Source organism: Streptococcus sp. 27098_8_70, from assembly GCF_041432215.1.
In the GTDB taxonomy this organism is placed as follows: Bacteria; Bacillota; Bacilli; order Lactobacillales; family Streptococcaceae; genus Streptococcus; species Streptococcus oralis_CP.
In genome coordinates this window covers 630,233-655,570 of the sequence record NZ_JAPVZD010000001.1, presented here as the reverse complement: position 1 = coordinate 655,570, position 25,338 = coordinate 630,233, and the positions used below count along the sequence as shown (strand labels likewise).

At 40.5% G+C, this 25,338-nt stretch carries 25 protein-coding genes; 22 read left to right on the top strand and 3 right to left on the bottom strand.

Features of this window, described 5'->3' with window-relative positions; all coding sequences use genetic code 11:
- Positions 1–8: 8 nt before the first annotated feature.
- Both O3655_RS03135 and O3655_RS03130 read right to left on the bottom strand, forming a co-directional pair.
- The gene (locus tag O3655_RS03135; RefSeq protein WP_371641158.1) at positions 9–1,190 is read right to left on the bottom strand and encodes an NAD(P)/FAD-dependent oxidoreductase; all 1,182 of its coding nucleotides are present in this window, start codon (positions 1,188–1,190) and stop codon (positions 9–11) included.
- Positions 1,191–1,247: 57 nt separating this feature from the next.
- Complete coding sequence (locus O3655_RS03130) at positions 1,248–2,093, bottom strand: DegV family protein (protein ID WP_371641157.1); 846 nt, start codon at positions 2,091–2,093, stop codon at positions 1,248–1,250.
- A 124-nt stretch (positions 2,094–2,217) separates the two neighbouring features.
- Here O3655_RS03130 and O3655_RS03125 point away from each other — a divergent pair, with 124 nt between their 5' ends.
- From O3655_RS03125 to metK, 22 genes are all read left to right on the top strand, one after another.
- Positions 2,218–2,775 carry a TetR/AcrR family transcriptional regulator gene (locus tag O3655_RS03125; RefSeq protein ID WP_042767775.1) on the top strand — a complete coding sequence of 186 codons (558 nt, stop codon included), beginning with the start codon at positions 2,218–2,220 and terminating at the stop codon, positions 2,773–2,775.
- A gap of 18 nt (positions 2,776–2,793) precedes the next feature.
- On the top strand, positions 2,794–3,261 hold the full coding sequence (locus O3655_RS03120; RefSeq protein WP_000136994.1) for a cytidine/deoxycytidylate deaminase family protein: 468 nt from the start codon (positions 2,794–2,796) through the stop codon (positions 3,259–3,261).
- 88 nt (positions 3,262–3,349) lie between these two features.
- Complete coding sequence (upp, locus tag O3655_RS03115) at positions 3,350–3,979, top strand: uracil phosphoribosyltransferase (RefSeq protein WP_000515974.1); 630 nt, start codon at positions 3,350–3,352, stop codon at positions 3,977–3,979.
- 173 nt (positions 3,980–4,152) lie between these two features.
- Positions 4,153–4,743, top strand: coding sequence for an ATP-dependent Clp protease proteolytic subunit ClpP (clpP, locus tag O3655_RS03110; RefSeq protein WP_000613467.1), 591 nt, complete (start codon positions 4,153–4,155; stop codon positions 4,741–4,743).
- 78 nt (positions 4,744–4,821) lie between these two features.
- Positions 4,822–5,091: a YlbG family protein gene (locus O3655_RS03105; protein WP_000462101.1), complete on the top strand. Its 270-nt coding sequence runs from the start codon at positions 4,822–4,824 to the stop codon at positions 5,089–5,091.
- An 88-nt stretch (positions 5,092–5,179) separates the two neighbouring features.
- Positions 5,180–6,340 (top strand): ABC transporter substrate-binding protein, encoded by a 1,161-nt coding sequence (locus tag O3655_RS03100; protein ID WP_000726133.1) that lies wholly within the window; start codon positions 5,180–5,182, stop codon positions 6,338–6,340.
- Between the two features lie 119 nt (positions 6,341–6,459).
- Positions 6,460–7,329, top strand: a complete 870-nt coding sequence (locus O3655_RS03095) for a branched-chain amino acid ABC transporter permease (RefSeq protein WP_000941413.1) — start codon at positions 6,460–6,462, stop codon at positions 7,327–7,329.
- A gap of 3 nt (positions 7,330–7,332) precedes the next feature.
- A complete protein-coding gene (locus tag O3655_RS03090; protein WP_000856262.1) occupies positions 7,333–8,289 on the top strand; it encodes a branched-chain amino acid ABC transporter permease in 957 nt (318 codons plus the stop codon).
- Entirely contained in the window at positions 8,289–9,053 is a 765-nt protein-coding gene (locus tag O3655_RS03085) for an ABC transporter ATP-binding protein (RefSeq protein ID WP_001186014.1), read from the top strand. The genes O3655_RS03090 and O3655_RS03085 overlap by 1 nt, the downstream gene beginning before the upstream one ends.
- The gene (locus O3655_RS03080) at positions 9,053–9,763 is read left to right on the top strand and encodes an ABC transporter ATP-binding protein (RefSeq protein WP_000062207.1); all 711 of its coding nucleotides are present in this window, start codon (positions 9,053–9,055) and stop codon (positions 9,761–9,763) included. The genes O3655_RS03085 and O3655_RS03080 overlap by 1 nt, the downstream gene beginning before the upstream one ends.
- A gap of 299 nt (positions 9,764–10,062) precedes the next feature.
- Entirely contained in the window at positions 10,063–11,841 is a 1,779-nt protein-coding gene (locus O3655_RS03075; RefSeq protein WP_070838106.1) for a phosphotransferase, read from the top strand.
- A 1-nt stretch (position 11,842) separates the two neighbouring features.
- The gene (locus O3655_RS03070) at positions 11,843–12,028 is read left to right on the top strand and encodes a hypothetical protein (protein ID WP_000859104.1); all 186 of its coding nucleotides are present in this window, start codon (positions 11,843–11,845) and stop codon (positions 12,026–12,028) included.
- 1 nt (position 12,029) lies between these two features.
- Positions 12,030–13,457 (top strand): cytosine permease, encoded by a 1,428-nt coding sequence (locus tag O3655_RS03065; protein WP_000041475.1) that lies wholly within the window; start codon positions 12,030–12,032, stop codon positions 13,455–13,457.
- A 154-nt stretch (positions 13,458–13,611) separates the two neighbouring features.
- On the top strand, positions 13,612–14,268 hold the full coding sequence (locus O3655_RS03060; RefSeq protein ID WP_371641156.1) for a CBS domain-containing protein: 657 nt from the start codon (positions 13,612–13,614) through the stop codon (positions 14,266–14,268).
- Positions 14,269–14,378: 110 nt separating this feature from the next.
- Positions 14,379–15,474 (top strand): peptide chain release factor 2 gene (gene prfB, locus O3655_RS03055; protein ID WP_096753628.1). Its coding sequence is split into 2 segments (ribosomal slippage): positions 14,379–14,450 and positions 14,452–15,474, totalling 1,095 coding nucleotides; the frame shifts between segments, so codons are not numbered across the junction.
- A 17-nt stretch (positions 15,475–15,491) separates the two neighbouring features.
- Positions 15,492–16,184 (top strand): cell division ATP-binding protein FtsE, encoded by a 693-nt coding sequence (ftsE, locus tag O3655_RS03050; protein WP_000022275.1) that lies wholly within the window; start codon positions 15,492–15,494, stop codon positions 16,182–16,184.
- A complete protein-coding gene (gene ftsX, locus O3655_RS03045) occupies positions 16,177–17,103 on the top strand; it encodes a permease-like cell division protein FtsX (RefSeq protein ID WP_000625553.1) in 927 nt (308 codons plus the stop codon). The genes ftsE and ftsX overlap by 8 nt, the downstream gene beginning before the upstream one ends.
- Positions 17,104–17,321: 218 nt before the next feature.
- Positions 17,322–19,508 carry a PTS transporter subunit IIBC gene (locus O3655_RS03040; protein ID WP_308697435.1) on the top strand — a complete coding sequence of 729 codons (2,187 nt, stop codon included), beginning with the start codon at positions 17,322–17,324 and terminating at the stop codon, positions 19,506–19,508.
- Between the two features lie 51 nt (positions 19,509–19,559).
- The gene (locus O3655_RS03035; RefSeq protein ID WP_084944419.1) at positions 19,560–20,375 is read left to right on the top strand and encodes an endonuclease/exonuclease/phosphatase family protein; all 816 of its coding nucleotides are present in this window, start codon (positions 19,560–19,562) and stop codon (positions 20,373–20,375) included.
- Between the two features lie 132 nt (positions 20,376–20,507).
- A complete protein-coding gene (locus O3655_RS03030; RefSeq protein WP_008284610.1) occupies positions 20,508–21,851 on the top strand; it encodes a DEAD/DEAH box helicase in 1,344 nt (447 codons plus the stop codon).
- Between the two features lie 241 nt (positions 21,852–22,092).
- On the top strand, positions 22,093–23,472 hold the full coding sequence (locus tag O3655_RS03025; RefSeq protein ID WP_000361432.1) for a VWA domain-containing protein: 1,380 nt from the start codon (positions 22,093–22,095) through the stop codon (positions 23,470–23,472).
- Between the two features lie 286 nt (positions 23,473–23,758).
- Positions 23,759–24,949 (top strand): methionine adenosyltransferase, encoded by a 1,191-nt coding sequence (gene metK, locus O3655_RS03020; RefSeq protein ID WP_049478868.1) that lies wholly within the window; start codon positions 23,759–23,761, stop codon positions 24,947–24,949.
- A 70-nt stretch (positions 24,950–25,019) separates the two neighbouring features.
- Here the strand turns inward: metK and O3655_RS03015 are convergent, their stop codons facing one another.
- The gene (locus tag O3655_RS03015; RefSeq protein ID WP_000767205.1) at positions 25,020–25,319 is read right to left on the bottom strand and encodes a DUF1827 family protein; all 300 of its coding nucleotides are present in this window, start codon (positions 25,317–25,319) and stop codon (positions 25,020–25,022) included.
- Positions 25,320–25,338 lie beyond the last annotated feature (19 nt).

Below are 25,338 nucleotides of genomic sequence, written 5' to 3'. Positions count from 1 at the left end.
TTCCTTTCTTATTTGGTATTTATTGGATTTGAGCCTGCCACCCAGCCGGTGCAGAGGGCAGAAGTGATGTTAAAGCCACCCGTGTGGGCATTGATATCCAGTACCTCACCAGCAAAGTGGAGTCCAGGAACGAGCTTGCTTTCGAGGGTTTTGGGATTGATTTCCTTAAGACTGACACCGCCTTTGGTGACAAAGGATTTGGCAAGGGACATTTTTCCGGTCACAGGGATTTTGAGGGCCTTGATGGACTGGAGAAGTTGTTCGCGTTCCTTTTCAGTCAGTTGTTTGACTTTTTCAGGATAGCCTTGCACAAGAAATTCTGCCAAGCGTTCTGGAAGCAAGGTTTTTAAAGCATTTTTCAAGGATTTTTCCCGATTTTCTTCTAGAAATGCCACCAAGTCGCTCTCAGAAAGTTGAGGCAAAACATCCAGTGAAAGAACTTCTCCACCCTTGACAAAACTAGACATACGCAGAGCGGCAGGACCGGATAGACCAAAGTGAGTAAAGAGCAGATCGTGGGTGATGACATGCTTGCCGTAGCTTAGGGTCACATCGTCCAGTGAAATTCCCTGCAAGGCCTTATGGGGGAAATCTGTCAATAAAGGACTTTCAGCAGCTTCAAGCTCGGTAATGGTATGTTTGAAATGACGGGCAATCTCGTGACCGAAACCAGTCGAGCCAGTAGAAGGATAGGATTTTCCACCAGTTGTGACAATGAGTTTATCACAAGTGAAGCTTTGGTCTGCGGACTTGAGGACAAACTGGTCGTCTATCTTTTTAACCGAAACAATCTCCGTTTGAGTAGCAACTTGACCACCGAGTTCAGTGATTTTCTTTTCCAAGACTTCGATAATAGTCCGAGACTTGTCACTAGCAGGAAAGACGCGTCCGTGGTCTTCGACCTTAAGTTTGACTCCATTTTCCGTAAAAAAATTGATGATATCGTGGTTATCGAACTGGGAGAAGACACTATATAGAAAGCGCCCATTTCCAGGGATGCCAGCTAATAGGTCATCTAAGCTTCCGTTATTAGTCACATTGCAACGACCACCGCCAGTTCCAGCTAATTTTTTCCCAAGTTTCCGATTTTTTTCGATGAGAAGAGTTTTCTGACCATAAAAGCTACTGGAAATTGTAGCCATCATGCCTGCAGGCCCACCACCGATAACAATAGTATCAAAATGTTTCATAGCTCTATTGTACCACAAAAAACAAGAGATGCTTGGCATCTCTTGTTGCTCATAATCTTAGTTAATTTCATATCCCATCAACAAACCGCCATCTTCTGCATAGAAACTGCAGAGACCAGACGTCGGGATGATTTTGATATTGGCTTGTGGGAAGGTTTCTAGTAAGCGTTCTGACAATTGCTGACAGAATTTTTCATTACTGCGATGAGCCATGACAATTCGACCACCAGCATAGCCAGCTTTGATGAGTTCTTCATAGGCTGCTTGAAGGGATTTTTTTGGTCCACGCGCTTTTTGGAGTAGTTCTAAGGTTCCAGTTTCACTTGCTTCCCCAACCATACGGATGTTGAGAAGGCCAACGACTGTACCGATAAGCTTACTCAAACGGCCATTTTTGACCAAGTTATCAACTTTAGCAAGAACAAAGAGCAACTTCGTTTTTTCTTGATAGGCTGTAATAGCTTCAACAATTTCCTCAAAAGAAAGTCCTTGATCAATCAAACTATTGATTTTCTCGACAATCAAGTCAACCTCACCACCTGCAGACAATGTATCGATTACATGAATCTGAGTGTCAGGGTGTTCTTCAAGGTAAATATTTCTAGCGAGCTGTGCACTATTATGGCTACCTGAAAGAGTACCAGTGATAGTAACGACAAAGATATGCTTAGCACCTTCAAATGCACGCAAGTAATCATCAGGGCTAGGACAAGCTGATTTTGAAGCCTCAGAAGTCGCATACATGGTTTCCATCATGTGGTCAATGTCAAGATTGGCATCATCGATAAAGACCTGATCAGCTACTTGAATGGTTAAAGGAACACTAACAAATTCCGTATCAATAGCAGGAGTTGCTAGTTGACGATAATCACAACCAGAGTCAGCTACAATCTTCCAAGTCATAGAAATTCTCCATCTTTGTCACTTATACATTGACAAAGGTTCTGTCTTTTTTTACAATTATATCATGAAAGCCCTTGAAACAAAAGTACCACCTCTCTGTTGTCACAAGTAGAAAGAAATTGTTATGTCTGAACGTAAAATATCTGAAAAATCTCTTGAAAATCTCAGAAAATCAAATCAAGAATCCAATTTTTTAACCAGAGAAGCAATCGAGACGGCTCTTTTGCAACTTCTAGAGAAAAAGGACTTGGCCAAGATCAGCATTTCGGAGCTGGTCAAACGGGCGGGCGTCTCTCGTGCCGCCTTCTATCGTAACTATGACTCCAAAGAAGAGATTTTGGAAAGCGTCTTTAAACGCAGTGTTCATAATATCATGGAACAGCTCAGCCACTACGATGTTAAAACCGACCTCTATTTGGTCTGGGTTCACCTTTTCCGCGCAGCAAAGAAAGAAGCTAAGGTTATCCAATTTGCCCTGGACTACCACTTGGAAAAGATTTTCGTCCAAGCCATGCAGGAATTTCTGGAAAAATACCACGGGAAATCAAAAGGTGTTAGCAGCTACCTCCATTCCTTTTGGAGCTCTGCCATCGTATCAGTTCTGCTCAAATGGATCAAGGATGGCATGAAGGTTCCGGCTGAAAAGATTGCAGATTTACGCTTGCCATTTTTCAAAAAATAGGGGATAAGGAGAAGACTTATGACAGAAAAAAGACTGGCTTGGGATGAGTACTTTGCAGCCCAGGCTTTACTGATTGCCAATCGTTCGACCTGCAAACGTGCCAAGGTGGGAGCTGTCCTCGTTAAGGACAATAAAGTCATTTCAACAGGCTACAATGGTTCTGTATCGGGAACGGAGCACTGTATCGACCACGAATGTCTGGTCATTGAAGGACACTGTGTCCGAACCCTTCACGCCGAGGTCAATGCTATCTTGCAAGGAGCCGAACGAGGGGTTCCCAGAGGATTTACAGCCTATGTGACCCATTTCCCTTGTCTGAACTGCACCAAACAACTGCTTCAGGTTGGTTGCAAGCGCGTGGTTTATATCAACCAGTACCGAATGGATGACTATGCCCAGTACCTTTATCAAGAAAAAGGCACCGAGTTGACCCATTTACCATTAGAGACTGTTCAGACAGCTCTTCAAGAGGCAGATTTGATTTAAAAATTAATTAAAATAAATGGTTTAGACAGCTTTTTAAACCGTTTTTTGATATAATAAGAAGAATAAATTGAAAGAAGGAACTCAGAAAATGGGAAAAATTGAAGTCATTAATCATCCACTCATTCAACACAAATTGTCAATCTTGCGTCGTACAGACACTTCTACAAAAGCTTTTCGTGAACTAGTAGACGAGATTGCAATGTTGATGGGATATGAAGTACTTCGTGATCTTCCACTTGAAGACGTGGAAATCGAAACACCTATCACAAAGACCGTTCAAAAACAATTGGCTGGTAAAAAATTGGCGATTGTCCCAATCTTGCGTGCAGGTATCGGGATGGTAGATGGACTATTGAGCTTGGTTCCAGCAGCAAAAGTTGGACACATTGGTATGTACCGTGATGAAGAAACCCTTCAACCAGTTGAATACTTGGTGAAATTACCTGAGGATATTGACCAACGTCAAATCTTTGTCGTTGATCCAATGTTGGCAACAGGTGGCTCAGCAATCTTGGCAGTAGATTCGCTTAAAAAACGTGGCGCTTCAAATATCAAGTTTGTCTGCCTAGTATCTGCTCCAGAAGGAGTGAAAGCCCTTCAAGAAGCACACCCAGATGTAGAAATTTTTACTGCGGCCTTGGATGAACGCTTGAACGAACACGGTTATATCGTTCCAGGTCTTGGAGATGCTGGAGACCGCTTGTTCGGTACTAAATAAAATCCCAAAGTAAATAGTGAAACTAGAAGTTCGTTTTTGACTTGCAAGGAGGTTGAGTTTTTGTTTCTGTTTAGGTAATAGAGCAAAGATTTGACCTTTTTTGACCAAAAAGATATAATAGTTCTGTATTGAGTCGTAAGACTAAGAAAATTCAACATTAAAAGGAGAAATGAATGATTCCTGTAGTTATTGAACAAACAAGCCGTGGAGAACGTTCCTATGATATTTACTCTCGTCTTTTGAAAGACCGCATCATCATGCTAACAGGTCCCGTTGAAGACAACATGGCCAACTCCGTTATCGCCCAATTACTCTTCTTGGATGCCCAAGACAGCACAAAAGATATTTACCTTTATGTCAACACACCTGGAGGATCTGTTTCAGCTGGTTTGGCAATCGTTGATACTATGAATTTTATCAAGGCAGATGTCCAAACCATCGTGATGGGAATGGCTGCATCTATGGGGACTGTTATTGCATCAAGTGGAGCAAAAGGCAAACGCTTCATGCTTCCAAATGCAGAGTACATGATTCACCAACCAATGGGTGGTACAGGTGGTGGTACCCAACAGACAGATATGGCAATTGCTGCAGAACACTTACTTAAAACTCGTAAGACTTTGGAGCAAATCCTTGCAGATAACTCTGGTAAATCAGTTGAGCAGATTCATGCAGATGCGGAACGTGATTACTGGATGAGTGCCCAAGAAACGCTTGAATATGGCTTTATTGATGAAATCATGGCCAATAATTCTTTAAGCTAAGCAACCTAGAAAGCAAGCTCGACGGAGTTTGCTTTTTTTGATATAATAGGAGAAGATTTCTTAGAAAGAGGATTCCTCATGTTTGAAAAAACAAATCGATCAGGATTAATCATCTATCTCTACTATAATCGAGATGCAAAAAAAATTCAGGAATACGGTGATATCTGTTACCATTCCAAAAAACATCGTTACTTGCAGCTCTATGTTCCAACTGAGGAGCTAGATGACTTGGTTGAGAGATTAGGTAAGGAAAGATATATCAAGAAAATTAGACGTTGCCATATTCAAGAGCTAGAAACTCCCTTCGTTGGGAATCTCTATCGGACTGAAGAAAACGTTATCATTTAAAAAAGTTAAACAAATACATTGACAATTTTCTGATAATTCGGTATATTCTTAACATACAATTTTTGAAACAACTATAAGGAGATTAAAAATGAAGAAAAAATTTGCCCTATCTTTTGTGGCTCTTGCTAGTGTGGCTCTTCTTGCTGCCTGTGGAGAGGTCAAGTCAGGAGCGTCAAACACAACTGGAAATCCAGTAGACGAAAAAACAATTAAAATCGGTTTTAACTTTGAAGAGACAGGTGCTGTGGCAGCTTACGGTACAGCTGAACAAAAAGGTGCCCAACTTGCTGTAGACGAAATCAACGCTGCAGGTGGAATTGATGGAAAACAAATCGAAGTTGTGGACAAAGACAACAAGTCAGAAACTGCTGAAGCAGCCTCTGTTACTACAAACCTTGTTACCCAATCAAAAGTAGCAGCTATTGTAGGACCTGCGACATCTGGTGCAACTGCTGCAGCTGTAGCTAACGCTACTAAAGCTGGAGTGCCATTGATTTCACCAAGTGCTACTCAAGACGGTTTGACCAAAGGTCAAGATTACCTATTTATCGGAACATTCCAAGATAGCTTCCAAGGGAAGATTATCTCTAACTATGTAACAAACAAATTGAATGCTAAGAAGGTTGTTCTTTATACTGACAACGCTAGTGACTATGCTAAAGGTATTGCTAAATCATTCCGCGAATCCTACAAGGGTGAGATTGTAGCAGATGAAACGTTTGTAGCAGGTGATACAGACTTCCAAGCAGCCCTTACTAAAATGAAAGGCAAAGAGTTTGATGCTATCGTTGTTCCAGGTTACTACACAGAAGCAGGTAAAATTGTAAACCAAGCTCGTGGTATGGGAATTGATAAACCAATCGTTGGTGGTGATGGATTTAACGGTGAAGAATTTGTTCAACAAGCAACTGCTGAAAGAGCATCAAACATTTACTTCATCTCTGGATTCTCCACCACAGTTGATGTTTCTGCAAAAGCTAAAGCTTTCCTTGAAGCATACCGTGCTAAATACAACGAAGAGCCTTCAACATTCTCAGCTTTAGCCTATGACTCAGTTTACCTAGTAGCAAATGCTGCAAAAGGTGCTAAAAACTCAGGTGAAATCAAGGACAACCTTGCTAAAACCAAAGATTTTGATGGTGTAACTGGTCAGACAAGCTTTGATGCTGACCACAATACAGTGAAAACTGCTTACATGATGACCATGAACAATGGTAAAGTTGAAGAAGCAGAAGTTGTAAAACCATAACATTAGAATAGTAATTGAAATGGGGAATGAGCCTTTGACTCACTCCCTGTTTCGGTGTTTATGAACTTGTGAAAATAATGAAATTTTCTAAAAAATAAGGATAGAAAAGAGTGAATGCTATGCTCCAACAACTTGTGAATGGTTTAATTCTGGGTAGTGTTTATGCACTTTTGGCTCTGGGTTATACCATGGTTTATGGAATTATCAAACTCATCAACTTCGCCCACGGTGATATTTACATGATGGGTGCCTTTATTGGTTACTTTTTGATTAATTCTTTCCAAATGGATTTCTTTTTAGCTTTAATTATTTCAATGGCAGGGACTGCGCTGCTTGGTGTTGTGATTGAGTTTCTTGCCTACCGTCCTTTACGACACTCTACACGTATTGCTGTATTGATTACTGCCATCGGAGTGTCTTTCCTACTGGAATACGGAATGGTTTATCTAGTAGGTGCTAATACTCGTGCCTTCCCTCAAGCAATTGAAACAGTCCGCTTTGACTTGGGACCAATTAGCTTGACAAATGTTCAATTGATGATTTTAGCAGTTTCTGTACTCTTGATGGTTTTATTGCAATTAATCGTCCAAAAAACAAAAATGGGGAAAGCCATGCGTGCGGTATCAGTTGATAGTGACGCAGCTCAATTGATGGGAATTAATGTAAATCGCACAATCAGCTTTACCTTTGCTTTGGGTTCAGCCCTTGCTGGTGCAGCAGGTGTTCTCATTGCCCTTTACTACAACTCTCTTGAACCTTTGATGGGTGTGACTCCAGGTCTAAAATCATTCGTTGCGGCCGTTCTCGGTGGTATCGGGATTATTCCTGGTGCAGCTCTAGGGGGATTTGTGATTGGCTTGTTGGAAACATTTGCTACTGCCTTCGGTATGTCTGATTTCCGTGATGCTATCGTGTATGGAATCTTGCTTTTGATTCTAATTGTTCGACCTGCGGGTATCCTTGGTAAGAATGTGAAAGAGAAGGTGTAAACAATGAAGACAAATCTTAAAGTAAATATTCTCTGGTTATTCCTTCTGTTAGCGGGTTATGGATTGATTAGTGTACTGGTTTCTGCTGGTGTTCTCAATCTATTCCATGTCCAAATTTTAGAACAAATTGGGATTAATATCATCCTTGCAGTAGGCTTGAACTTAATAGTTGGTTTTTCAGGACAATTCTCACTCGGTCATGCAGGTTTTATGGCAATTGGGGCTTATGCAGCAGCGATTATTGGTTCAAAATCACCAACCTATGGTGCCTTCTTTGGAGCAATGGTCTTGGGCGCCTTGATTTCTGGTGCAGTTGCTTTGCTCGTTGGGATTCCAACACTCCGTTTGAAGGGTGACTACCTGGCTGTTGCGACACTAGGCGTTTCAGAAATCATTCGTATCTTTATCATTAATGGTGGAAGTTTGACCAACGGTGCCGCTGGTATCTTGGGTATTCCAAACTTTACCAACTGGCAAATGGTGTATCTTTTTGTAGTGATTACAACTATTGCAACTCTCAACTTCTTACGTAGTCCAATTGGACGCTCTACTCTATCTGTTCGTGAGGATGAGATTGCTGCTGAATCCGTTGGAGTAAACACTACAAAGATCAAGATTATCGCTTTTGTCTTTGGTGCCATTACAGCAAGTATTGCTGGTTCACTTCAGGCTGGTTTTATCGGTTCTGTCGTCCCAAAAGATTACACTTTTATTAATTCCATCAACGTGTTGATTATCGTTGTATTTGGTGGACTTGGATCTATTACTGGTACCATCGTTTCAGCGATTGTTTTAGGAATTTTAAATATGCTCCTTCAAGATGTAGCTAGCGTACGTATGATTATCTACGCTTTGGCTCTTGTATTGGTCATGATTTTCAGACCAGGTGGACTTCTTGGGACATGGGAATTGAGTCTATCACGTTTCTTTAAAAAATCGAAGAAGGAGGGACAAAACTAATGGCATTACTTGAAGTTAAACAGTTAACCAAACATTTTGGCGGTCTAACAGCTGTTGGAGATGTCACTCTTGAATTGAACGAGGGAGAATTGGTTGGTCTGATTGGACCAAACGGGGCTGGTAAAACAACCCTTTTCAATCTCTTGACCGGTGTTTATGAACCAAGCGAAGGTACTGTGACACTAGATGGACATCTCCTAAATGGGAAAACTCCCTATAAGATTGCCTCACTTGGTCTCAGTCGTACTTTCCAAAATATTCGTTTGTTCAAGGACTTGACAGTTTTGGAAAATGTTTTGATTGCATTTAGTAATCATCATAAACAACATGTCCTTGCAAGTTTTCTACGTTTACCAGCTTTTTATAAGAACGAGGAAGAATTAAAAAGCAAAGCTTTGGACTTGCTGAAGATTTTTGATTTGGATGGTGACGCAGATACTCTTGCCAAGAATCTGGCCTATGGTCAACAACGTCGATTAGAAATCGTTCGTGCTCTGGCAACTGAACCTAAAATCCTCTTTTTGGACGAACCTGCAGCTGGGATGAATCCACAAGAAACAGCTGAATTGACAGAATTGATCCGTCGTATCAAAGATGAATTTAAAATTACCATCATGCTTATCGAACATGACATGAATTTGGTTATGGAAGTCACTGAGCGTATCTATGTTCTTGAATATGGTCGGTTGATTGCTCATGGGACTCCGGATGAGATCAAGAACAACAAACGTGTTATCGAAGCTTATCTAGGAGGTGAAGCCTAATGTCTATGTTAAAAGTTGAAAACCTCTCTGTGCATTATGGTATGATCCAAGCAGTTCGTGATGTAAGTTTCGAGGTTAATGAAGGTGAAGTTGTTTCCTTGATTGGTGCCAATGGTGCTGGTAAAACAACCATTCTTCGTACCCTTTCAGGTTTGGTTCGTCCAAGTGCTGGTAAAATTCAGTTTTTAGGAAAAGAAATTCAAAAGTTGCCAGCTCAAAAAATTGTAGCAGGTGGCCTTTCACAAGTTCCTGAAGGACGCCATGTTTTCCCAGGTTTGACTGTTATGGAAAACTTAGAAATGGGAGCCTTTTTAAAGAAAAATCGTGAAGAAAATCAAGCTAACTTGAAAAAAGTCTTTTCACGTTTCCCTCGTCTGGAAGAACGCAAAAACCAAGATGCGGCAACTCTTTCAGGTGGTGAACAGCAGATGCTGGCTATGGGACGCGCTCTCATGTCTACACCTAAGCTCCTTCTCTTGGATGAGCCGTCAATGGGACTTGCCCCGATCTTTATCCAAGAAATTTTTGATATCATTCAAGATATTCAGAAGCAAGGAACAACAGTTCTCCTAATTGAACAGAACGCTAACAAGGCCCTTGCTATCTCTGATCGTGGTTATGTACTTGAAACAGGAAAGATTGTCCTATCAGGAACAGGAAAAGAACTCGCAGCATCAGATGAAGTCAGAAAAGCATATCTAGGTGGCTAAACTAGTCTGGGAGACTAGTTTAGGCTGTGGATGGAGATTGCGCACGCAATCCCTCTATAGTCCGGGGGACCTTTTTAGTTGGCGGATAAGGATTGCAGCCAAGCGACACCTAATACGACTACTTATCAAAAATATAAAATATTTCAGGGCTCCAGAATAAGGAGCTCTTTTATTTATATGTTTTTTGAGGAAAGGGAAGAAGGCCTTAATTTTTACTCATTGTTTTCCTATTTGAATTGACAGTCCTTTTTGTTCATATTATAATATGAGTAAGAGAAAATTGAACAGGAGGACTGAGAATGGTAACAGAAAAACAATTTAAACTTTTGCGTTTTATGTTGATACATAAAGAAAAGACATTTACTCAGCGACAGTTAGCTGAAGAGTTAGACCTATCTTTAGGAACAATCAACACATTATTGAAAAAACTGAAAGAAGAGAAGTGGGTTGATGAGGAGCTTCACTTAACTGAACTAGGTCAGAAAGTTTTAGACCCCTATCGAGTAAAAAATGCCATTATAATGGCTGCTGGCATGAGTAGCCGTTTTGCTCCTTTGTCTTATGAGATTCCCAAAGGATTGCTTCAAGTCAAGGGGGAACGCTTGATAGAGAGGGAAATCAGACAGCTGCAAGAAGCAGGAATAGAAGATATAACCGTTACTGTAGGCTACTTACAAGAAAAAATGTTCTATCTTGCAGAGAAGTTTGGTATAAAAATTGTAGTAAATAATGATTACTACAAATATAATAACTGTTCGTCTCTTATGTTGGTTAAAAATCAACTTTCCAACACTTATATTTGTTCATCAGATAATTATTTTGTGGAAAATCCTTTTGAGCAATATATTTATAGAGGTTACTACTCGACGATATTTGCAGAAGGTCAAACGGACGAATATTGTGCTATAGAGGATTCGAATAACACCATCATTGATATCCAGATTGGTGGAGAAAATACTTGGGCTATGGTGGGGCACGTTTATTTCGACCGTGCATTTAGTGAGAAATTCAAGGAAATTTTAGAAAACGAGTTTAAGCACGAACCTTATCGGGAACAGCTTTGGGAGGATTACTATAGTCGGCATGTCAAGGAACTCCTTTTAGAAGCCCGTCACTATTCAGCGGATATTGTTAAAGAATTCGACTCTCTAGATGAACTCCGTCAATTTGATGAACGTTATTTGGTAAATGCAGATTCAGCTATTATCGATAATATCTGTAAGACATTAAAGTGTGTGGCTTCAGATATTGTCAATATCAAACCTCTAAAAGATGGGTTAACCAACACATCATTTTCATTTGACTGTCTAGGAAAAAGATATGTTTACCGTCATCCGGGCAGGGGAACGGAAAATTATATCGACCGAGCTAGTGAAGCAGCTTCTATGGAAATTGCTACAAAATTAAAGATTGACCGTACCTTCGTAGCTATGAACAAGCATGAGGGCTGGAAAATTTCAGAATTTATTCCCAATGCTAAGCAACTGGATTATAATAATTGGGATGATGTGGCACAAGCAATGGACCTCTTGAGACGGTTACACCAATCTGGAGAAAAAACGGAACATTCCTTTGCCCAGTTTGAGGGAATTATTGATTTTAGAGAAAAATTGAAAGCTAGAAATCGATTTGAATTTGATGGCCTCGAGGAATTGGATGAAACTGTTTCACTTCTCAAAAATTATTTACAGAATGATCCGAAACAGGTTGTTCTTTGTCATGGAGATTCCTATAGTCCTAATTTTTTGTTGAATGAAGCAGGCGAAATGAGCTTGATTGATTGGGAATATTCTGGAATGGGAGAGCCAGCAGGAGATTTGGGGACCTTTATCGCGTGTTCTAATTATACCGTAGAGGATGCTGAAAAAGTACTGGAATTGTATCTACAAGAAGTACCAGATAAGAAAACCAAACGTCACTACTTGGCTTATGTAGCAGTGACCTCATATTATTGGTTCTTGTGGGCTTTGTTCCAGGAGAGTGTCGGAAAACCAGTCGGTGAGTTTCTCTACATCTGGTATCGCTATACCAAACAATATGGACAACTGGCCCTTGACTTGTATTTGGAGGAGAACTGAGATGAAAACGACATCTGAAATTGAAGAATTAGTAGCAACTGAAACAAAGAGAAGATTGGAAGAAATGGAGTCACCAAACTACGAGTTTGTTCAACCCTTCCTAAAAAGTGATTTCATTTTAATCATCTCCATAGTCCTAATCAACCTTGTTTTGATTATCTTAGCAATGACGGGAGGAATTCAATAACATGTCTAAAATGAATGACTATATCCAACAAGAAACCATAACCGGAATTGTTCCCATGACCAATAAGGATCGTCAGTATTCTTTTTGGGATCTCTTTCTATCGACAAGTGGTTTTGCCATTGCTACTTGGTGTTATACCCAAGGGGCTTATGTAGCTCAATATTTGACCTTTAATCAAATGTTGATTAATATTTTTAGTTTCAACATTATCTGGGTTTTTATCGAATGTCTCCCAATCTTGTTTGCTGTTAAATATGGAATTGATTTGTGGATTTGGTTGAGAGCCGTTCTAGGTAGAAAAGGGGTGGCCTTGCTATCAACCATTATTAGCTTGGCTAACTTTGGCTGGTACGCCGTTGCAGCTAATCTTTTTGCCAGCTCTATGATTCATTTGGCAAATAATTTTGGACTTGGTTTAGACAAGGGAGTATGGGCGCCTATTCTTGGTACCCTCTGTGTTCTGCTTGGAACTCTCATTGCTCTTGGAGGTCCAGAAGTGATTAAATGGACCAATCGCTTCTTGGTTATCGCCTTGTTGATTGTCGGTCTCATTATCGTTGGAATCTGCTTTGTCGCCGTTCCTATAACGGATATTATGAATATCCAACCAGCCACTCAAGGAGATTTGACGCCATTAGAACGCTTCATGCTTTCTGGAGAAGGAAATGTTGCCTTTGCCTTTTCTTGGTCTACACAAGCATTGGTTTTACCGCGTTTAGCAAAATCAGAACGCAGTGGTTATTGGGCTACAGCTTTATCATACGGGGTTGTCGCTCCATTCTTCGTTGCGACAGGTGGAGTCATGGCTCTAGCCATGTTTGTCAAAACAGGTGTGTATGAAAGTGATCCAACAACCATGCTATCAACTCTAAGCACCCCAGCCTTTGCTCTCTTAAGTCTACTACTAGTAGCCTTTGCCAATATTGGAACCCAGGGGACAGGATCGTATGTGAACTGTATGATTGTCAAAAGCGGGATGCCAAAAGTAAGCTATAGACTAATGGTTTGGATTGCCATGGTTTACGTGAGTCTACTCACTATCTGGGGAGGAGTAGAAGAGTATTTCGGATCCTTCATCTCCCTAGCCGCCTATATTCAGGGGCCAATTATTGGTATGATTGTTGTCGACTATTTTATCTTAAGAAAACGAAAACTCGACTTGCGGTCAGCCTATTTCCTTGAAGGGCATGACGCCTACGAGTTTACCAAAGGATTTAACTTAGTTGGCTTGTCTTGCGTATTTATCTCCTTATTGGTAGCGGTACTATTTGTTTACAACCCTGTAACTGCACAAATTCAAAGTCCAATCTTTTTAATCACAACGGGTAGTGGTTTTACTGCGCTATTTGGCGGTCTACTATATTGGCTAGCCAGTCTTAGCCCACTGAAACGTTATATGATAAAAGATCGAGACACTGTTACGATTTAAGAAGAGAGGGGACTACGGTTCCCTCTTAATTTATACTGGCATTTTATGCAAACTTCTCAGATTATTCAAAATCTTGAAAAAGAGATGAAAGCGTTTGATAGATTTTCTAAGAAAGTGTATAATAAAAGTAGCAATATAGAAGGAGAAGTATCCCATGGCAGTTAAAGATTTCATGACCCGTAAGGTAGTTTATATCAGTCCTGATACGACTGTAGCACACGCAGCAGATTTGATGCGCGAGCAAGGTTTGCACCGTTTACCTGTTATCGAAAACGATCAATTAGTCGGATTGGTAACAGAAGGAACCATTGCGGAAGCCAGCCCATCTAAAGCAACCAGTCTCTCTATCTATGAGATGAATTATCTTCTGAATAAAACCAAAGTAAAAGATGTAATGATTCGAGATGTCGTGACGGTTTCTGGCTATGCTAGTCTAGAAGATGCGACCTACCTGATGCTGAAAAACAAGATTGGCATTTTACCAGTTGTTGATAACCAGCAGGTATATGGAGTGATTACGGACCGCGATGTTTTTCAGGCTTTCTTGGAAATCGCCGGATACGGAGAAGAGGGGATTCGTGTTCGTTTCATTACAGAAAATGAAGTCGGAGTACTGGGGAAAATTGTAGCTTTAATTGTAGAAGAGGATTTAAATATTTCCCATACTGTAAACATTCCACGTAAGGATGGCAAGGTCGTCATCGAAGTTCAAATTGATGGAAAAATCGATTTGACTTCATTAAAAGATAAGTTTGAAAAAGAAGGAATTCAAGTGGAGGAGATCACTCATACCTCTGCCAAAGTCCTTTAAACCAGAGGCTTTAGGGCCTCTTTTCTTTTGCCATCAAAAGCAATGAAAAGCAAAATATGGAAAGAAATGAGAGATTATGGTATAATAAAACGATATGAAAAGGAGTATCTATGGACATTTCAGAAATTCGTCAAAAAATTGACGCAAATCGTGAAAAATTAGCTTCTTTTAGGGGGTCTCTTTGACCTCGAAGGATTAGAGGAAGAGATTGCCATCTTGGAAAACAAGATGACAGAACCTGATTTTTGGAACGATAATATCGCGGCCCAAAAAACGTCGCAAGAATTAAATGAATTAAAAAACACCTACAACACCTTCCGTAAAATGGAAGAGTTGCAGGATGAAGTTGAGATTTTATTGGACTTTTTAGCAGAAGACGAGTCAGTCCATGATGAACTGGTCGAACAGTTGACAGAACTGGATAAGATGATGACCAGCTACGAGATGACCCTTCTCTTGTCAGAACCTTATGACCATAATAATGCAATCTTGGAAATCCATCCAGGATCTGGTGGTACTGAGGCACAGGACTGGGGCGATATGTTGCTTCGTATGTATACTCGTTATGGAAATGCCAAAGGCTTTAAAGTAGAAGTCTTGGATTACCAGGCTGGTGATGAAGCAGGTATCAAGTCTGTGACCTTGTCTTTTGAAGGACCCAATGCATACGGCCTACTTAAATCAGAAATGGGTGTTCACCGTTTGGTCCGTATTTCGCCATTTGACTCTGCCAAACGTCGCCATACTTCCTTTACATCCGTAGAGGTTATGCCTGAGTTGGATGATACCATCGAAGTGGAGATTCGTGAAGATGATATCAAAATGGATACCTTCCGTTCAGGTGGCGCTGGTGGACAAAACGTCAATAAGGTTTCAACAGGTGTGCGTTTGACACACATTCCTACGGGAACTGTCGTCCAATCAACGGTCGATCGTACCCAGTATGGAAATAGAGATCGTGCCATGAAGATGTTGCAGGCTAAGCTCTATCAAATGGAGCAAGAAAAGAAAGCTGCGGAAGTTGATTCTCTTAAAGGTGAGAAAAAAGAAATCACTTGGGGAAGTCAAATCCGTTCATATGTTTTTACGCCTTATACTATGGTAAAAGATCACCGTACAAGCTTTGAAGTTGCTCAGGTAGATAAGGTGATGGATGGAGACCTTGATGGTTTTATCGATGCCTACCTCAAGTGGCGAATCAGCTAAGATAGAAAGGAACTCATATGTCAATCATTGAAATGAGAGATGTTGTCAAAAAGTATGACAATGGAACGACTGCCCTGCGTGGTGTATCTGTTACCATTGAACCAGGAGAGTTTGCCTATATCGTAGGACCTTCTGGGGCAGGTAAGTCAACCTTTATTCGAGCTTTATACCGAGAAGTAAAGATTGAAAAAGGAAGCCTAACAGTTGCAGGCTTTAATTTAGTTAAAATTAAGAAGAAAGATGTCCCACTGCTACGTCGTAGTGTCGGGGTAGTCTTTCAGGATTACAAACTCTTGCCTAAGAAGACTGTTTATGAGAATATTGCCTATGCAATGGAAGTAATCGGTGAGAGCCGTCGCAACATCAAAAAACGTGTTATGGAAGTATTGGACCTAGTTGGTTTGAAACATAAGGTTCGCTCTTTCCCTAATGAACTCTCAGGTGGAGAGCAGCAACGGATTGCGATTGCTCGCGCGATTGTCAACAATCCTAAGGTATTGATTGCTGATGAGCCAACAGGAAACTTGGACCCAGATAATTCATGGGAAATTATGAATCTGTTGGAACGCATCAATCTCCAAGGTACTACTGTCTTGATGGCAACCCACAATAGCCAGATTGTAAATACCTTGCGCCACCGTGTCATTGCCATTGAAAATGGCCGTGTCGTTCGTGACGAAGCTAAAGGAGAATATGGATACGATGATTAGTAGATTTTTTCGCCATTTATTTGAATCATTAAAAAGTTTAAAACGAAATGGCTGGATGACAGTAGCAGCAGTGAGTTCGGTTATGATTACCTTAACACTCGTTGCCCTGTTTGCATCTGTAATTTTTAATACAGCAAAACTGGCTACCGACATTGAAAACAACGTTCGGGTCATGGTTTACATTCGTAAGGATGTAGCTGATAACAGTGAAACGATTGAAAAAGAAGGTCAGACAGTTACCAACAATGACTACCACAAGGTCTATGATGCTTTGAAAGCTATACCTGCTGTTAAGAGTGTTACCTTCTCAAGTAAAGAAGAACAGTACGAAAAACTAACGGAAACAATGGGTGACGATTGGAAGGTCTTTGAAGGGGATGCAAACCCTCTCTATGATGCTTATATCGTCGACACAAATTCTCCGAGTGATGTTAAAACGGTAGCTGAAGAAGCTAAGAAAATCGAGGGAGTTTCAGAAGTTCAAGATGGTGGAGCCAACACTCAACGACTTTTTGAACTAGCTTCCTTTATCCGTGTTTGGGGATTGGTAATTGCAGGGCTCTTAATTTTTATCGCAGTCTTCCTCATTTCCAATACCATTCGTATCACCATTATTTCACGTAGTCGTGAGATTCAGATCATGCGTCTTGTAGGAGCGAAAAATGGCTATATCCGTGGTCCATTCTTGCTAGAAGGTGCTTTTATTGGCTTGCTCGGTGCAGCAATTCCTTCAGTCCTTGTATTCTTTGTTTACAATATGGTTTATCAATCGGTCAATAAATCTTTGGTAGGTCAAAACTTGTCAATGATTACGCCAGATGTGTTTATCCCTCTGATGACAGTCCTATTATTTATAATCGGAATTTTTATTGGTTCAATTGGTTCAGGGATTTCGATGCGTCGATTCTTGAAAATCTAGTTGGATTTAAATGCAAATTGCAGTACAAATCAGAAAAATAATACATATTTAAAAGAGAAGTTTTTGTAAACTTCTCTTTTTCCTTTTTAAATTTTAAAAAAATAGACAATTTTTTTATAAAAGCCTTTACAAAAAAAATAAAAGTGGTATAATTAATACATAACCAAATGCAAACGTTTTCGTAAAACGTTTGCCTAAATAAAATAAAGGAGATTTGAATGATGAAAGCTACATTCAAAAATGTCTTGTCTTTCGAATTTTGGCAAAAATTCGGTAAGGCTTTAATGGTGGTTATCGCCGTTATGCCAGCGGCGGGATTGATGATCTCAATCGGTAAATCAATCGTGATGATCGACCCAAACCTTGCTCCTCTAGTGATTACAGGTGGAATCCTTGAGCAAATTGGTTGGGGGGTTATCGGTAACCTTCATATCTTGTTTGCCCTTGCTATTGGGGGAAGCTGGGCAAAAGAACGTGCAGGTGGTGCATTTGCAGCCGGACTTGCCTTTATCTTGATTAACCGTATCACAGGTACTATCTTCGGTGTTACAGGTGATATGTTGAAAAACCCTGAAGCAATGGTTACTACCTTCTTTGGTGGTTCAATCAAGGTTGCTGACTACTTTATCAGCGTTCTTGAGGCACCAGCGCTTAACATGGGGGTTTTCGTAGGGATTATCTCTGGTTTTGTTGGGGCAACAGCTTATAACAAATACTACAACTTCCGTAAACTTCCTGATGCCCTTTCATTCTTCAATGGTAAACGTTTCGTACCATTCGTCGTTATTCTTCGTTCAACTATTGCTGCAATTGTACTTGCTGCCTTTTGGCCAGTAGTTCAAACAGGTATTAACAACTTTGGTATTTGGATTGCCAACTCACAAGAAACTGCTCCAGTTCTTGCACCATTCTTGTATGGTACTTTGGAACGTTTGCTCTTGCCATTTGGTCTTCACCACATGTTGACTATCCCAATGAACTACACAGCTCTTGGTGGAACATACGAAGTGTTAACTGGTGCAGCAAAAGGAACACAAGTATTTGGTCAAGATCCGCTTTGGCTTGCATGGGTAACTGACCTTGTTAACCTTAAAGGTTCAAATGCTGACCAATACCAACACCTTCTTACAACAGTCACTCCAGCTCGTTTCAAAGTTGGACAAATGATCGGTTCATTTGGTATCTTGATGGGTGTCATCGTTGCTATCTACCGCAATGTTGATGCTGACAAGAAACACCAATACAAGGGTATGATGATTGCGACAGCCCTTGCAACATTCTTGACAGGGGTTACTGAACCTATCGAGTATATGTTCATGTTCATCGCAACACCGCTTTACCTTGTTTATGCAGTAGTTCAAGGTGCTGCCTTTGCTATGGCAGATATTGTTCACCTTCGTGTCCACTCATTCGGTTCAATTGAATTCTTGACTCGTACACCATTGGCAATTAATGCTGGTATTGGTATGGATATCGTTAACTTTATCTGGGTAACTGTTCTCTTTGCGGTTATCATGTACTTCATTGCCAACTTCATGATCAAGAAATTCAACTACGCAACTCCAGGACGTAACGGAAACTACGAAACAGCTGAAGGAGCATCAGAAGAAGCAGCTCCTGGAACTCCAAAAGTTGCAGCAGCTTCTCAAGCCGTAAACATCATTAACCTTCTTGGTGGTCGTGCAAATATCGTAGATGTGGATGCATGTATGACTCGTCTTCGTGTAACTGTTAAAGACGCAGATCGCGTTGGTACTGAGGAACAATGGAAAGCAGAAGGGGCTATGGGGCTTGTCATGAAAGGACAAGGTGTCCAAGCTATCTACGGACCAAAAGCTGACGTATTGAAATCTGATATCCAAGATATCCTTGACTCAGGTGAAGTAATTCCTGAAACTCTTCCAAGTCAAATGACAGAAACTCAACAAAATACTGTACATTACAAGGGTGTAACTGAGGATATTTACTCAGTAGCTGACGGTCAAGTTGTTGCCTTGGAACAAGTGGAAGATCCTGTTTTTGCTCAAAAAATGATGGGTGATGGATTTGCAGTAGAGCCAGCAAATGGTAACATTGTATCTCCAGTTACTGGTACTGTATCAAGTATCTTCCCAACAAAACACGCTCTTGGTCTTGTCACTGACTCAGGTCTTGAAGTGCTTGTTCATATTGGTTTGGATACAGTAAGTCTTGAAGGAAAACCATTTACTGTTCATGTTTCTGAAGGACAAAAAGTGGCCGCTGGTGACCTTCTTGTCACAGCTGACTTGGATGCTATTCGAGAAGCAGGACGTAAAACATCAACAGTGGTTGTCTTCACAAATGGTGATGTCCTCAAATCAGTTAAACTAGAACAAACAGGTTCTCTTGCAGCTAAAACAGCAGTTGCTAAAGTAGAATTGTAATATACTTGGGGTTGGAAGCTGTTTTCCAACCTCTTGTTTTAGGAGAAAAGCATGAAATTTCTAACACTCAATACCCACAGTTGGATGGAGAAGGAAGCAGAGGAAAAATTCCAAATCTTACTCCAAGACATTCTCGATAAGGATTATGATTTGATTTGTTTCCAAGAAATTAATCAAGAAATGACTTCGCCTGAGGTAGAGGTTAACAATCACTATCAAGCTTTACCATCAGCAGAACCCATTCATCAGGATCACTATGTCCGACTTCTGGTCGAAAAATTGGCTGAGAAAGGGAAAAACTACTACTGGACTTGGGCTTACAATCATATCGGTTATGACCGCTACCATGAAGGCGTAGCTATCTTATCTAAAACACCTATTAAGGCGCGTGAGATTTTAGTATCAGATGTAGATGATCCAACGGACTACCATACTCGTCGCGTTGCCTTGGCTGAGACAGAAGTTGAAGGCAAGGAACTGGCTCTTGCAAGTGTTCATCTCTCTTGGTGGGATAAAGGTTTCCAAGAAGAATGGGCACGGTTTGAGGCTGTACTAAAAGAGTTGAAAAAACCTTTGATTTTAGCAGGTGATTTTAATAATCCAGCTGGTCAGGAAGGCTATCAAGCGATTTTAGCTAGTCCATTAGGATTACAAGACGCGTTTGAAGTTGCAAAAGAAAGAAGTGGTAGCTATACAGTACCACCAGAAATTGATGGTTGGAAAGGCAATACTGAACCACTACGAATCGACTACGTCTTTACGACCAAAGAGTTAGAAGTAGAGAGTTTACAAGTAGTTTTTGATGGGCAGAATAGTCCACAAGTCAGTGATCATTATGGTTTGAATGCTGTATTGACCTGGAAATAATGAAAGAGGTTGGAACCAGAGAGTTCCAACTTTTTAATCTATTCGAATCTTTACTACAGGACTGAGACTCAAATGGGGCTACTGCAATAGGACAAAATATGGTATAATTGAAAAGATAGAATCGAGGATAGTATGTCATTTAAGAAATTTCAATTTAAAAATTATATAGTAGAAGCCTTGGAGGAGTTAAAATTTACAACTCCGACAGAGGTACAAGAAAAATTAATCCCTATTGTACTGGCAGGTCGTGACTTGGTGGGCGAGTCAAAAACAGGTTCAGGAAAGACCCACACTTTCTTACTACCCATTTTTCAGCAATTAGATGAAACTAGCGATAGTGTGCAAGCGGTCATTACTGCACCAAGTCGTGAGTTGGCTACTCAGATCTACCAAGCAGCCCGTCAGATTGCAGCTCACTCAGATGTCGAAGTTCGTGTGGTTAATTATGTGGGTGGTACGGATAAGGCGCGTCAGATTGAAAAACTTGCCAGCAACCAACCACATATTGTTATCGGAACGCCAGGTCGCATCTATGACTTGGTCAAATCTGGTGATTTGGCTATTCACAAGGCCAAGACCTTTGTAATTGATGAAGCGGATATGACCTTGGATATGGGATTCTTGGAAACCGTTGATAAGATTGCAGGGAGCCTTCCAAAAGACTTGCAATTCATGGTCTTTTCAGCAACTATTCCACAAAAATTGCAACCATTCTTGAAAAAATACTTGTCAAATCCTGTCATGGAAAAAATCAAGACTAAGACAGTCATTTCTGATACGATTGATAATTGGTTGATTTCGACCAAGGGCCGCGACAAGAATGCTCAAATTTACCAGCTGACTCAGTTGATGCAGCCTTATTTGGCAATGATTTTTGTTAACACAAAAACGCGTGCTGATGAGTTACATGCCTACTTGACTGCTCAAGGATTGAAGGTAGCTAAGATTCATGGAGACATTGCTCCTCGTGAACGCAAACGGATCATGAATCAGGTGAAAAATCTGGATTTTGAGTACATTGTCGCAACAGACTTGGCAGCGCGTGGGATTGACATTGAAGGTGTCAGCCATGTTATTAATGATGCCATTCCGCAAGACTTGTCCTTCTTTGTTCACCGTGTTGGACGGACTGGGCGCAACGGACTGCCTGGTACAGCTATTACCCTTTACCAGCCAAGCGATGACTCGGATATCCGTGAGTTGGAGAAATTAGGAATCAAGTTTACTCCTAAGATGGTCAAAGACGGAGAGTTTCAAGATACCTATGACCGTGATCGTCGTGCCAACCGTGAAAAGAAGCAGGATAAGCTTGATATTGAAATGATTGGCTTGGTCAAAAAGAAAAAGAAAAAAGTCAAACCAGGCTATAAGAAGAAGATTCAATGGGCGGTGGATGAAAAACGCCGCAAAACCAAGCGTGCTGAAAATCGCGCACGTGGCCGTGCAGAGCGTAAAGCTAAACGCCAAACATTTTAAAAACTCAGTAGAATCAGGTGATTCTACTGAGTTTTTATTTCCGGAAATATTCAAAGGAGATAATAATTATATATTTTAAATAATTTGATTTATAAAACAGTAATTGCTTTAAAACCTTTTTTAGAGCAATATTTTATTGAAATCATAAGGAAAAAAATTGAAAACTATACAAAATTGTGTTATCATACTATAAAACAATCGGATTATATCATTTGATCCGTGAAAAGAAAAGGGGACTTCTATGGATAAATCATTTATGAAACAACAACGTTTTTCATTCCGTAAAATGAAAGTTGGGTTGGCTTCTGTAGCAATTTTGTTTGCTTTTGCTCAGGTCGGACAAGTGTCTGCAGATGAAACAACACAACCGGCATCTACTTCAGCTGAAACAGTAAAGAAAACCGAAGCAAATAAATCGGCAGTCGAAGCTGCTGTAGCAGAAATTAAAGCTGATGAGGCGAAACCAGTCGTTAACCAATCAGATGCAAAACCTGGAGAACTTGTTGATGTTTCTAAGAAGGTTTCACCTATTGACGTGAAAGAACGCCAAGAAGGTGATCAAAAGATTCATGAAGAAACTGCAACAGTTGAAGTCACAAAGACAGAAGTGGCACCTGTAAAAAGTGAAGAACTTCCTGCTCCAAAGACTGAAACAACTGAGAGTACAGTGAGTGGGAAAGATGAAGATGGAAATTCTTATACCCAATATGAACGTGTTGATAAAACAACTACAGTCGAAATCAAGAAAGCGACAAGAACGATTTCAAAATCTAACTCTGCCGATATCGTTTTTGTTGTTGACCGTTCAGCATCTATGTCTCGAACTATTGACACTGTCCGTAACAATATCAATGAGTTTGCAAGAAATCTTGCTAAAGATGGAGTAGCAGCACGTTTTGGATTAGCTACCTTTAGTGATGAAGTATATGGACGTATAGGTGGATTAGCAGATGAGGGTACAATTTTAACAAAATTTAATGAATCTTATTTTACCTCTGACCCAGCTGAGCTTGAAAAAGCCTTAGCAGGCATTAAGCTTGCACATGGTGGAGACTTCCCTGAAACATCTACACCTACTCTTACACAAATTGTTTCAACCTACGACTGGTCTAAGTCACCTAAAAATAAAAAGTTTGTCGTATTGTTGACAGATGCTCCAATGAAGGAGGATCCTTCAATTCCAACGATGGCGAATACTCTTGCGTCTTTGAAAGCCGCAAAAATCGAAAGAATTGTTGCAACTTCGACAGGGACCGATATTAGCTATAAAGATTTTGTATCTGAAGGTCGATTAATGAATATTAATCGTAACTTGGCTGATTCTTTAACTAAGGATGCAACTACATGGATTGTTGAAACTGTGACTGAAGGACACAATTACAAGGTAACGAAAGATAATTACCAATTTTACCTAGAACGTCGTACAACACTACCTGTTGCTCAGACAGGAAGTGCGACTCCAACTACCACAGTTCCAGTAGCTACAGCTTATAAAAAAGAAGTGGCGAAACTCCCTGATACAGGAAGTAATGATACAGCGAACTATGGTATTGTAGGACTTGGCCTCCTAATGGCTGGACTTGGCTTAACTGTAAGCAATAGAAAGTCTAAGGAACAGTAAGCCTAACTGGAAGATTGTTTGTAAGAACATTGTGATAAAAAAATAGGTAGTTTGTAAACAAAGTATGCAGATTAGCATAGGTATAATCTTCTGTATTATGGAGTACAAGCCGAATTTTTATGATGAGAAAAGAGCCGTAAGGTTCTTTTTTCGATTTCGAGAAAATACTGCAAAAAAAAGTAAAAAGTGGTATAATGATAAGGTTATATAGTCCCGATAAGATGGTAGAAATTTCTATCAGTACTTTGTAACTCTATAACAATATTTTTTAAGGGGGGACATTTTTATGTCAGAACGTAAATTATTCACGTCTGAATCTGTATCTGAGGGGCATCCGGATAAGATTGCAGACCAAATTTCAGATGCGATTTTGGATGCTATTTTAGCTAAAGATCCTGAGGCGCACGTTGCTGCCGAGACAGCTGTATACACAGGTTCGGTCCATGTTTTTGGTGAAATTTCTACACATGCTTATGTAGATATTAACCGAGTGGTTCGTGATACCATTGCAGAGATTGGTTATACCAATACAGAGTATGGTTTTTCTGCAGAGACGGTGGGAGTTCATCCGTCACTTGTTGAGCAGTCACCAGATATCGCCCAAGGTGTTAACGAAGCCTTGGAGGTTCGTGGGAATGTAGATCAAGATCCGCTGGACTTGATTGGTGCTGGTGACCAAGGTCTTATGTTTGGGTTTGCAGTGGATGAGACAGAAGAACTCATGCCTTTACCAATCTCACTTAGTCACAAGTTGGTTCGTCGTTTGGCAGAACTTCGTAAGTCTGGTGAAATTAGCTATCTTCGTCCTGATGCCAAATCACAAGTAACAGTTGAGTATGATGAAAATGACCGTCCGGTACGTGTGGACACAGTCGTTATTTCAACTCAGCACGATCCAGAAGTTAGCAATGAACAAATTCACAATGATGTGATTAACAAGGTTATCAAAGAGGTGATCCCAGCTTCTTACTTGGATGAGCAAACCAAATTCTTCATCAATCCAACTGGTCGCTTTGTAATCGGTGGACCTCAAGGGGACTCAGGTTTGACTGGTCGTAAGATTATCGTGGATACCTATGGTGGCTACTCTCGTCATGGTGGTGGTGCCTTCTCTGGTAAGGATGCGACGAAAGTGGACCGTTCAGCCTCTTATGCAGCTCGCTACATTGCCAAGAACATCGTTGCAGCAGGTCTTGCTAAGAAGGCAGAAGTGCAATTGGCTTATGCTATCGGGGTGGCGCAACCTGTTTCTGTTCGTATCGATACTTTTGGTACAGGAACAGTAGCTGAAAGCAAGCTTGAAAAAGCAGCGCGTCAAATCTTTGACCTTCGCCCTGCGGGAATTATCCAAATGCTGGATCTCAAACGTCCAATTTACCGTCAAACAGCGGCTTATGGACACATGGGACGTACAGATATTGACCTTCCATGGGAACGTTTGGATAAGGTAGATGCATTAAAAGAAGCTGTGAAATAAAACTAAAAGATTGGTAGCTGTGCACTGCCAATCTTTTTTGCAAAAGAAAACCAGCTTTTGGCTGGTCTTCTTATTTTATAGGGATTGAAATCTCAATCAATTTATCTGAATAAAGCGTCTTGATATTGGCTTCATCAATGCTTCCTTTGTCGATTTTACGTTTTAAGAAGAAGTCTTGGATAGTTTCGATTTCAGGTTCACGAATAGCACGGTGTTTGTTGGAAATGAGGATTTCATAGTGAAGCGGGGCTTGCGTGAAAACTACATCTGTGTTTCCAGCAGAATAGACCTCGACAAGAGTTGCGTCTGTGCTTTCTAATTGGCTTTTAACAAGTTGCGAGTGTGAATTAGTCGTGTTGATAAGCTTCATAACAGTTCCTCCGATTTTC

Bases quoted from the DNA above. Each gene is read 5' to 3' on its own strand.
- O3655_RS03135 (WP_371641158.1), bottom strand. From the start codon at position 1,190: ATGAAACATTTTGATACTATTGTTATCGGTGGTGGGCCTGCAGGCATG.
- O3655_RS03130 (WP_371641157.1), bottom strand. From the start codon at position 2,093: ATGACTTGGAAGATTGTAGCTGACTCTGGTTGTGATTATCGTCAACTA.
- O3655_RS03125 (WP_042767775.1), top strand. From the start codon at position 2,218: ATGTCTGAACGTAAAATATCTGAAAAATCTCTTGAAAATCTCAGAAAA.
- O3655_RS03120 (WP_000136994.1), top strand. From the start codon at position 2,794: ATGACAGAAAAAAGACTGGCTTGGGATGAGTACTTTGCAGCCCAGGCT.
- upp (WP_000515974.1), top strand. From the start codon at position 3,350: ATGGGAAAAATTGAAGTCATTAATCATCCACTCATTCAACACAAATTG.
- clpP (WP_000613467.1), top strand. From the start codon at position 4,153: ATGATTCCTGTAGTTATTGAACAAACAAGCCGTGGAGAACGTTCCTAT.
- O3655_RS03105 (WP_000462101.1), top strand. From the start codon at position 4,822: ATGTTTGAAAAAACAAATCGATCAGGATTAATCATCTATCTCTACTAT.
- O3655_RS03100 (WP_000726133.1), top strand. From the start codon at position 5,180: ATGAAGAAAAAATTTGCCCTATCTTTTGTGGCTCTTGCTAGTGTGGCT.
- O3655_RS03095 (WP_000941413.1), top strand. From the start codon at position 6,460: ATGCTCCAACAACTTGTGAATGGTTTAATTCTGGGTAGTGTTTATGCA.
- O3655_RS03090 (WP_000856262.1), top strand. From the start codon at position 7,333: ATGAAGACAAATCTTAAAGTAAATATTCTCTGGTTATTCCTTCTGTTA.
- O3655_RS03085 (WP_001186014.1), top strand. From the start codon at position 8,289: ATGGCATTACTTGAAGTTAAACAGTTAACCAAACATTTTGGCGGTCTA.
- O3655_RS03080 (WP_000062207.1), top strand. From the start codon at position 9,053: ATGTCTATGTTAAAAGTTGAAAACCTCTCTGTGCATTATGGTATGATC.
- O3655_RS03075 (WP_070838106.1), top strand. From the start codon at position 10,063: ATGGTAACAGAAAAACAATTTAAACTTTTGCGTTTTATGTTGATACAT.
- O3655_RS03070 (WP_000859104.1), top strand. From the start codon at position 11,843: ATGAAAACGACATCTGAAATTGAAGAATTAGTAGCAACTGAAACAAAG.
- O3655_RS03065 (WP_000041475.1), top strand. From the start codon at position 12,030: ATGTCTAAAATGAATGACTATATCCAACAAGAAACCATAACCGGAATT.
- O3655_RS03060 (WP_371641156.1), top strand. From the start codon at position 13,612: ATGGCAGTTAAAGATTTCATGACCCGTAAGGTAGTTTATATCAGTCCT.
- ftsE (WP_000022275.1), top strand. From the start codon at position 15,492: ATGTCAATCATTGAAATGAGAGATGTTGTCAAAAAGTATGACAATGGA.
- ftsX (WP_000625553.1), top strand. From the start codon at position 16,177: ATGATTAGTAGATTTTTTCGCCATTTATTTGAATCATTAAAAAGTTTA.
- O3655_RS03040 (WP_308697435.1), top strand. From the start codon at position 17,322: ATGATGAAAGCTACATTCAAAAATGTCTTGTCTTTCGAATTTTGGCAA.
- O3655_RS03035 (WP_084944419.1), top strand. From the start codon at position 19,560: ATGAAATTTCTAACACTCAATACCCACAGTTGGATGGAGAAGGAAGCA.
- O3655_RS03030 (WP_008284610.1), top strand. From the start codon at position 20,508: ATGTCATTTAAGAAATTTCAATTTAAAAATTATATAGTAGAAGCCTTG.
- O3655_RS03025 (WP_000361432.1), top strand. From the start codon at position 22,093: ATGGATAAATCATTTATGAAACAACAACGTTTTTCATTCCGTAAAATG.
- metK (WP_049478868.1), top strand. From the start codon at position 23,759: ATGTCAGAACGTAAATTATTCACGTCTGAATCTGTATCTGAGGGGCAT.
- O3655_RS03015 (WP_000767205.1), bottom strand. From the start codon at position 25,319: ATGAAGCTTATCAACACGACTAATTCACACTCGCAACTTGTTAAAAGC.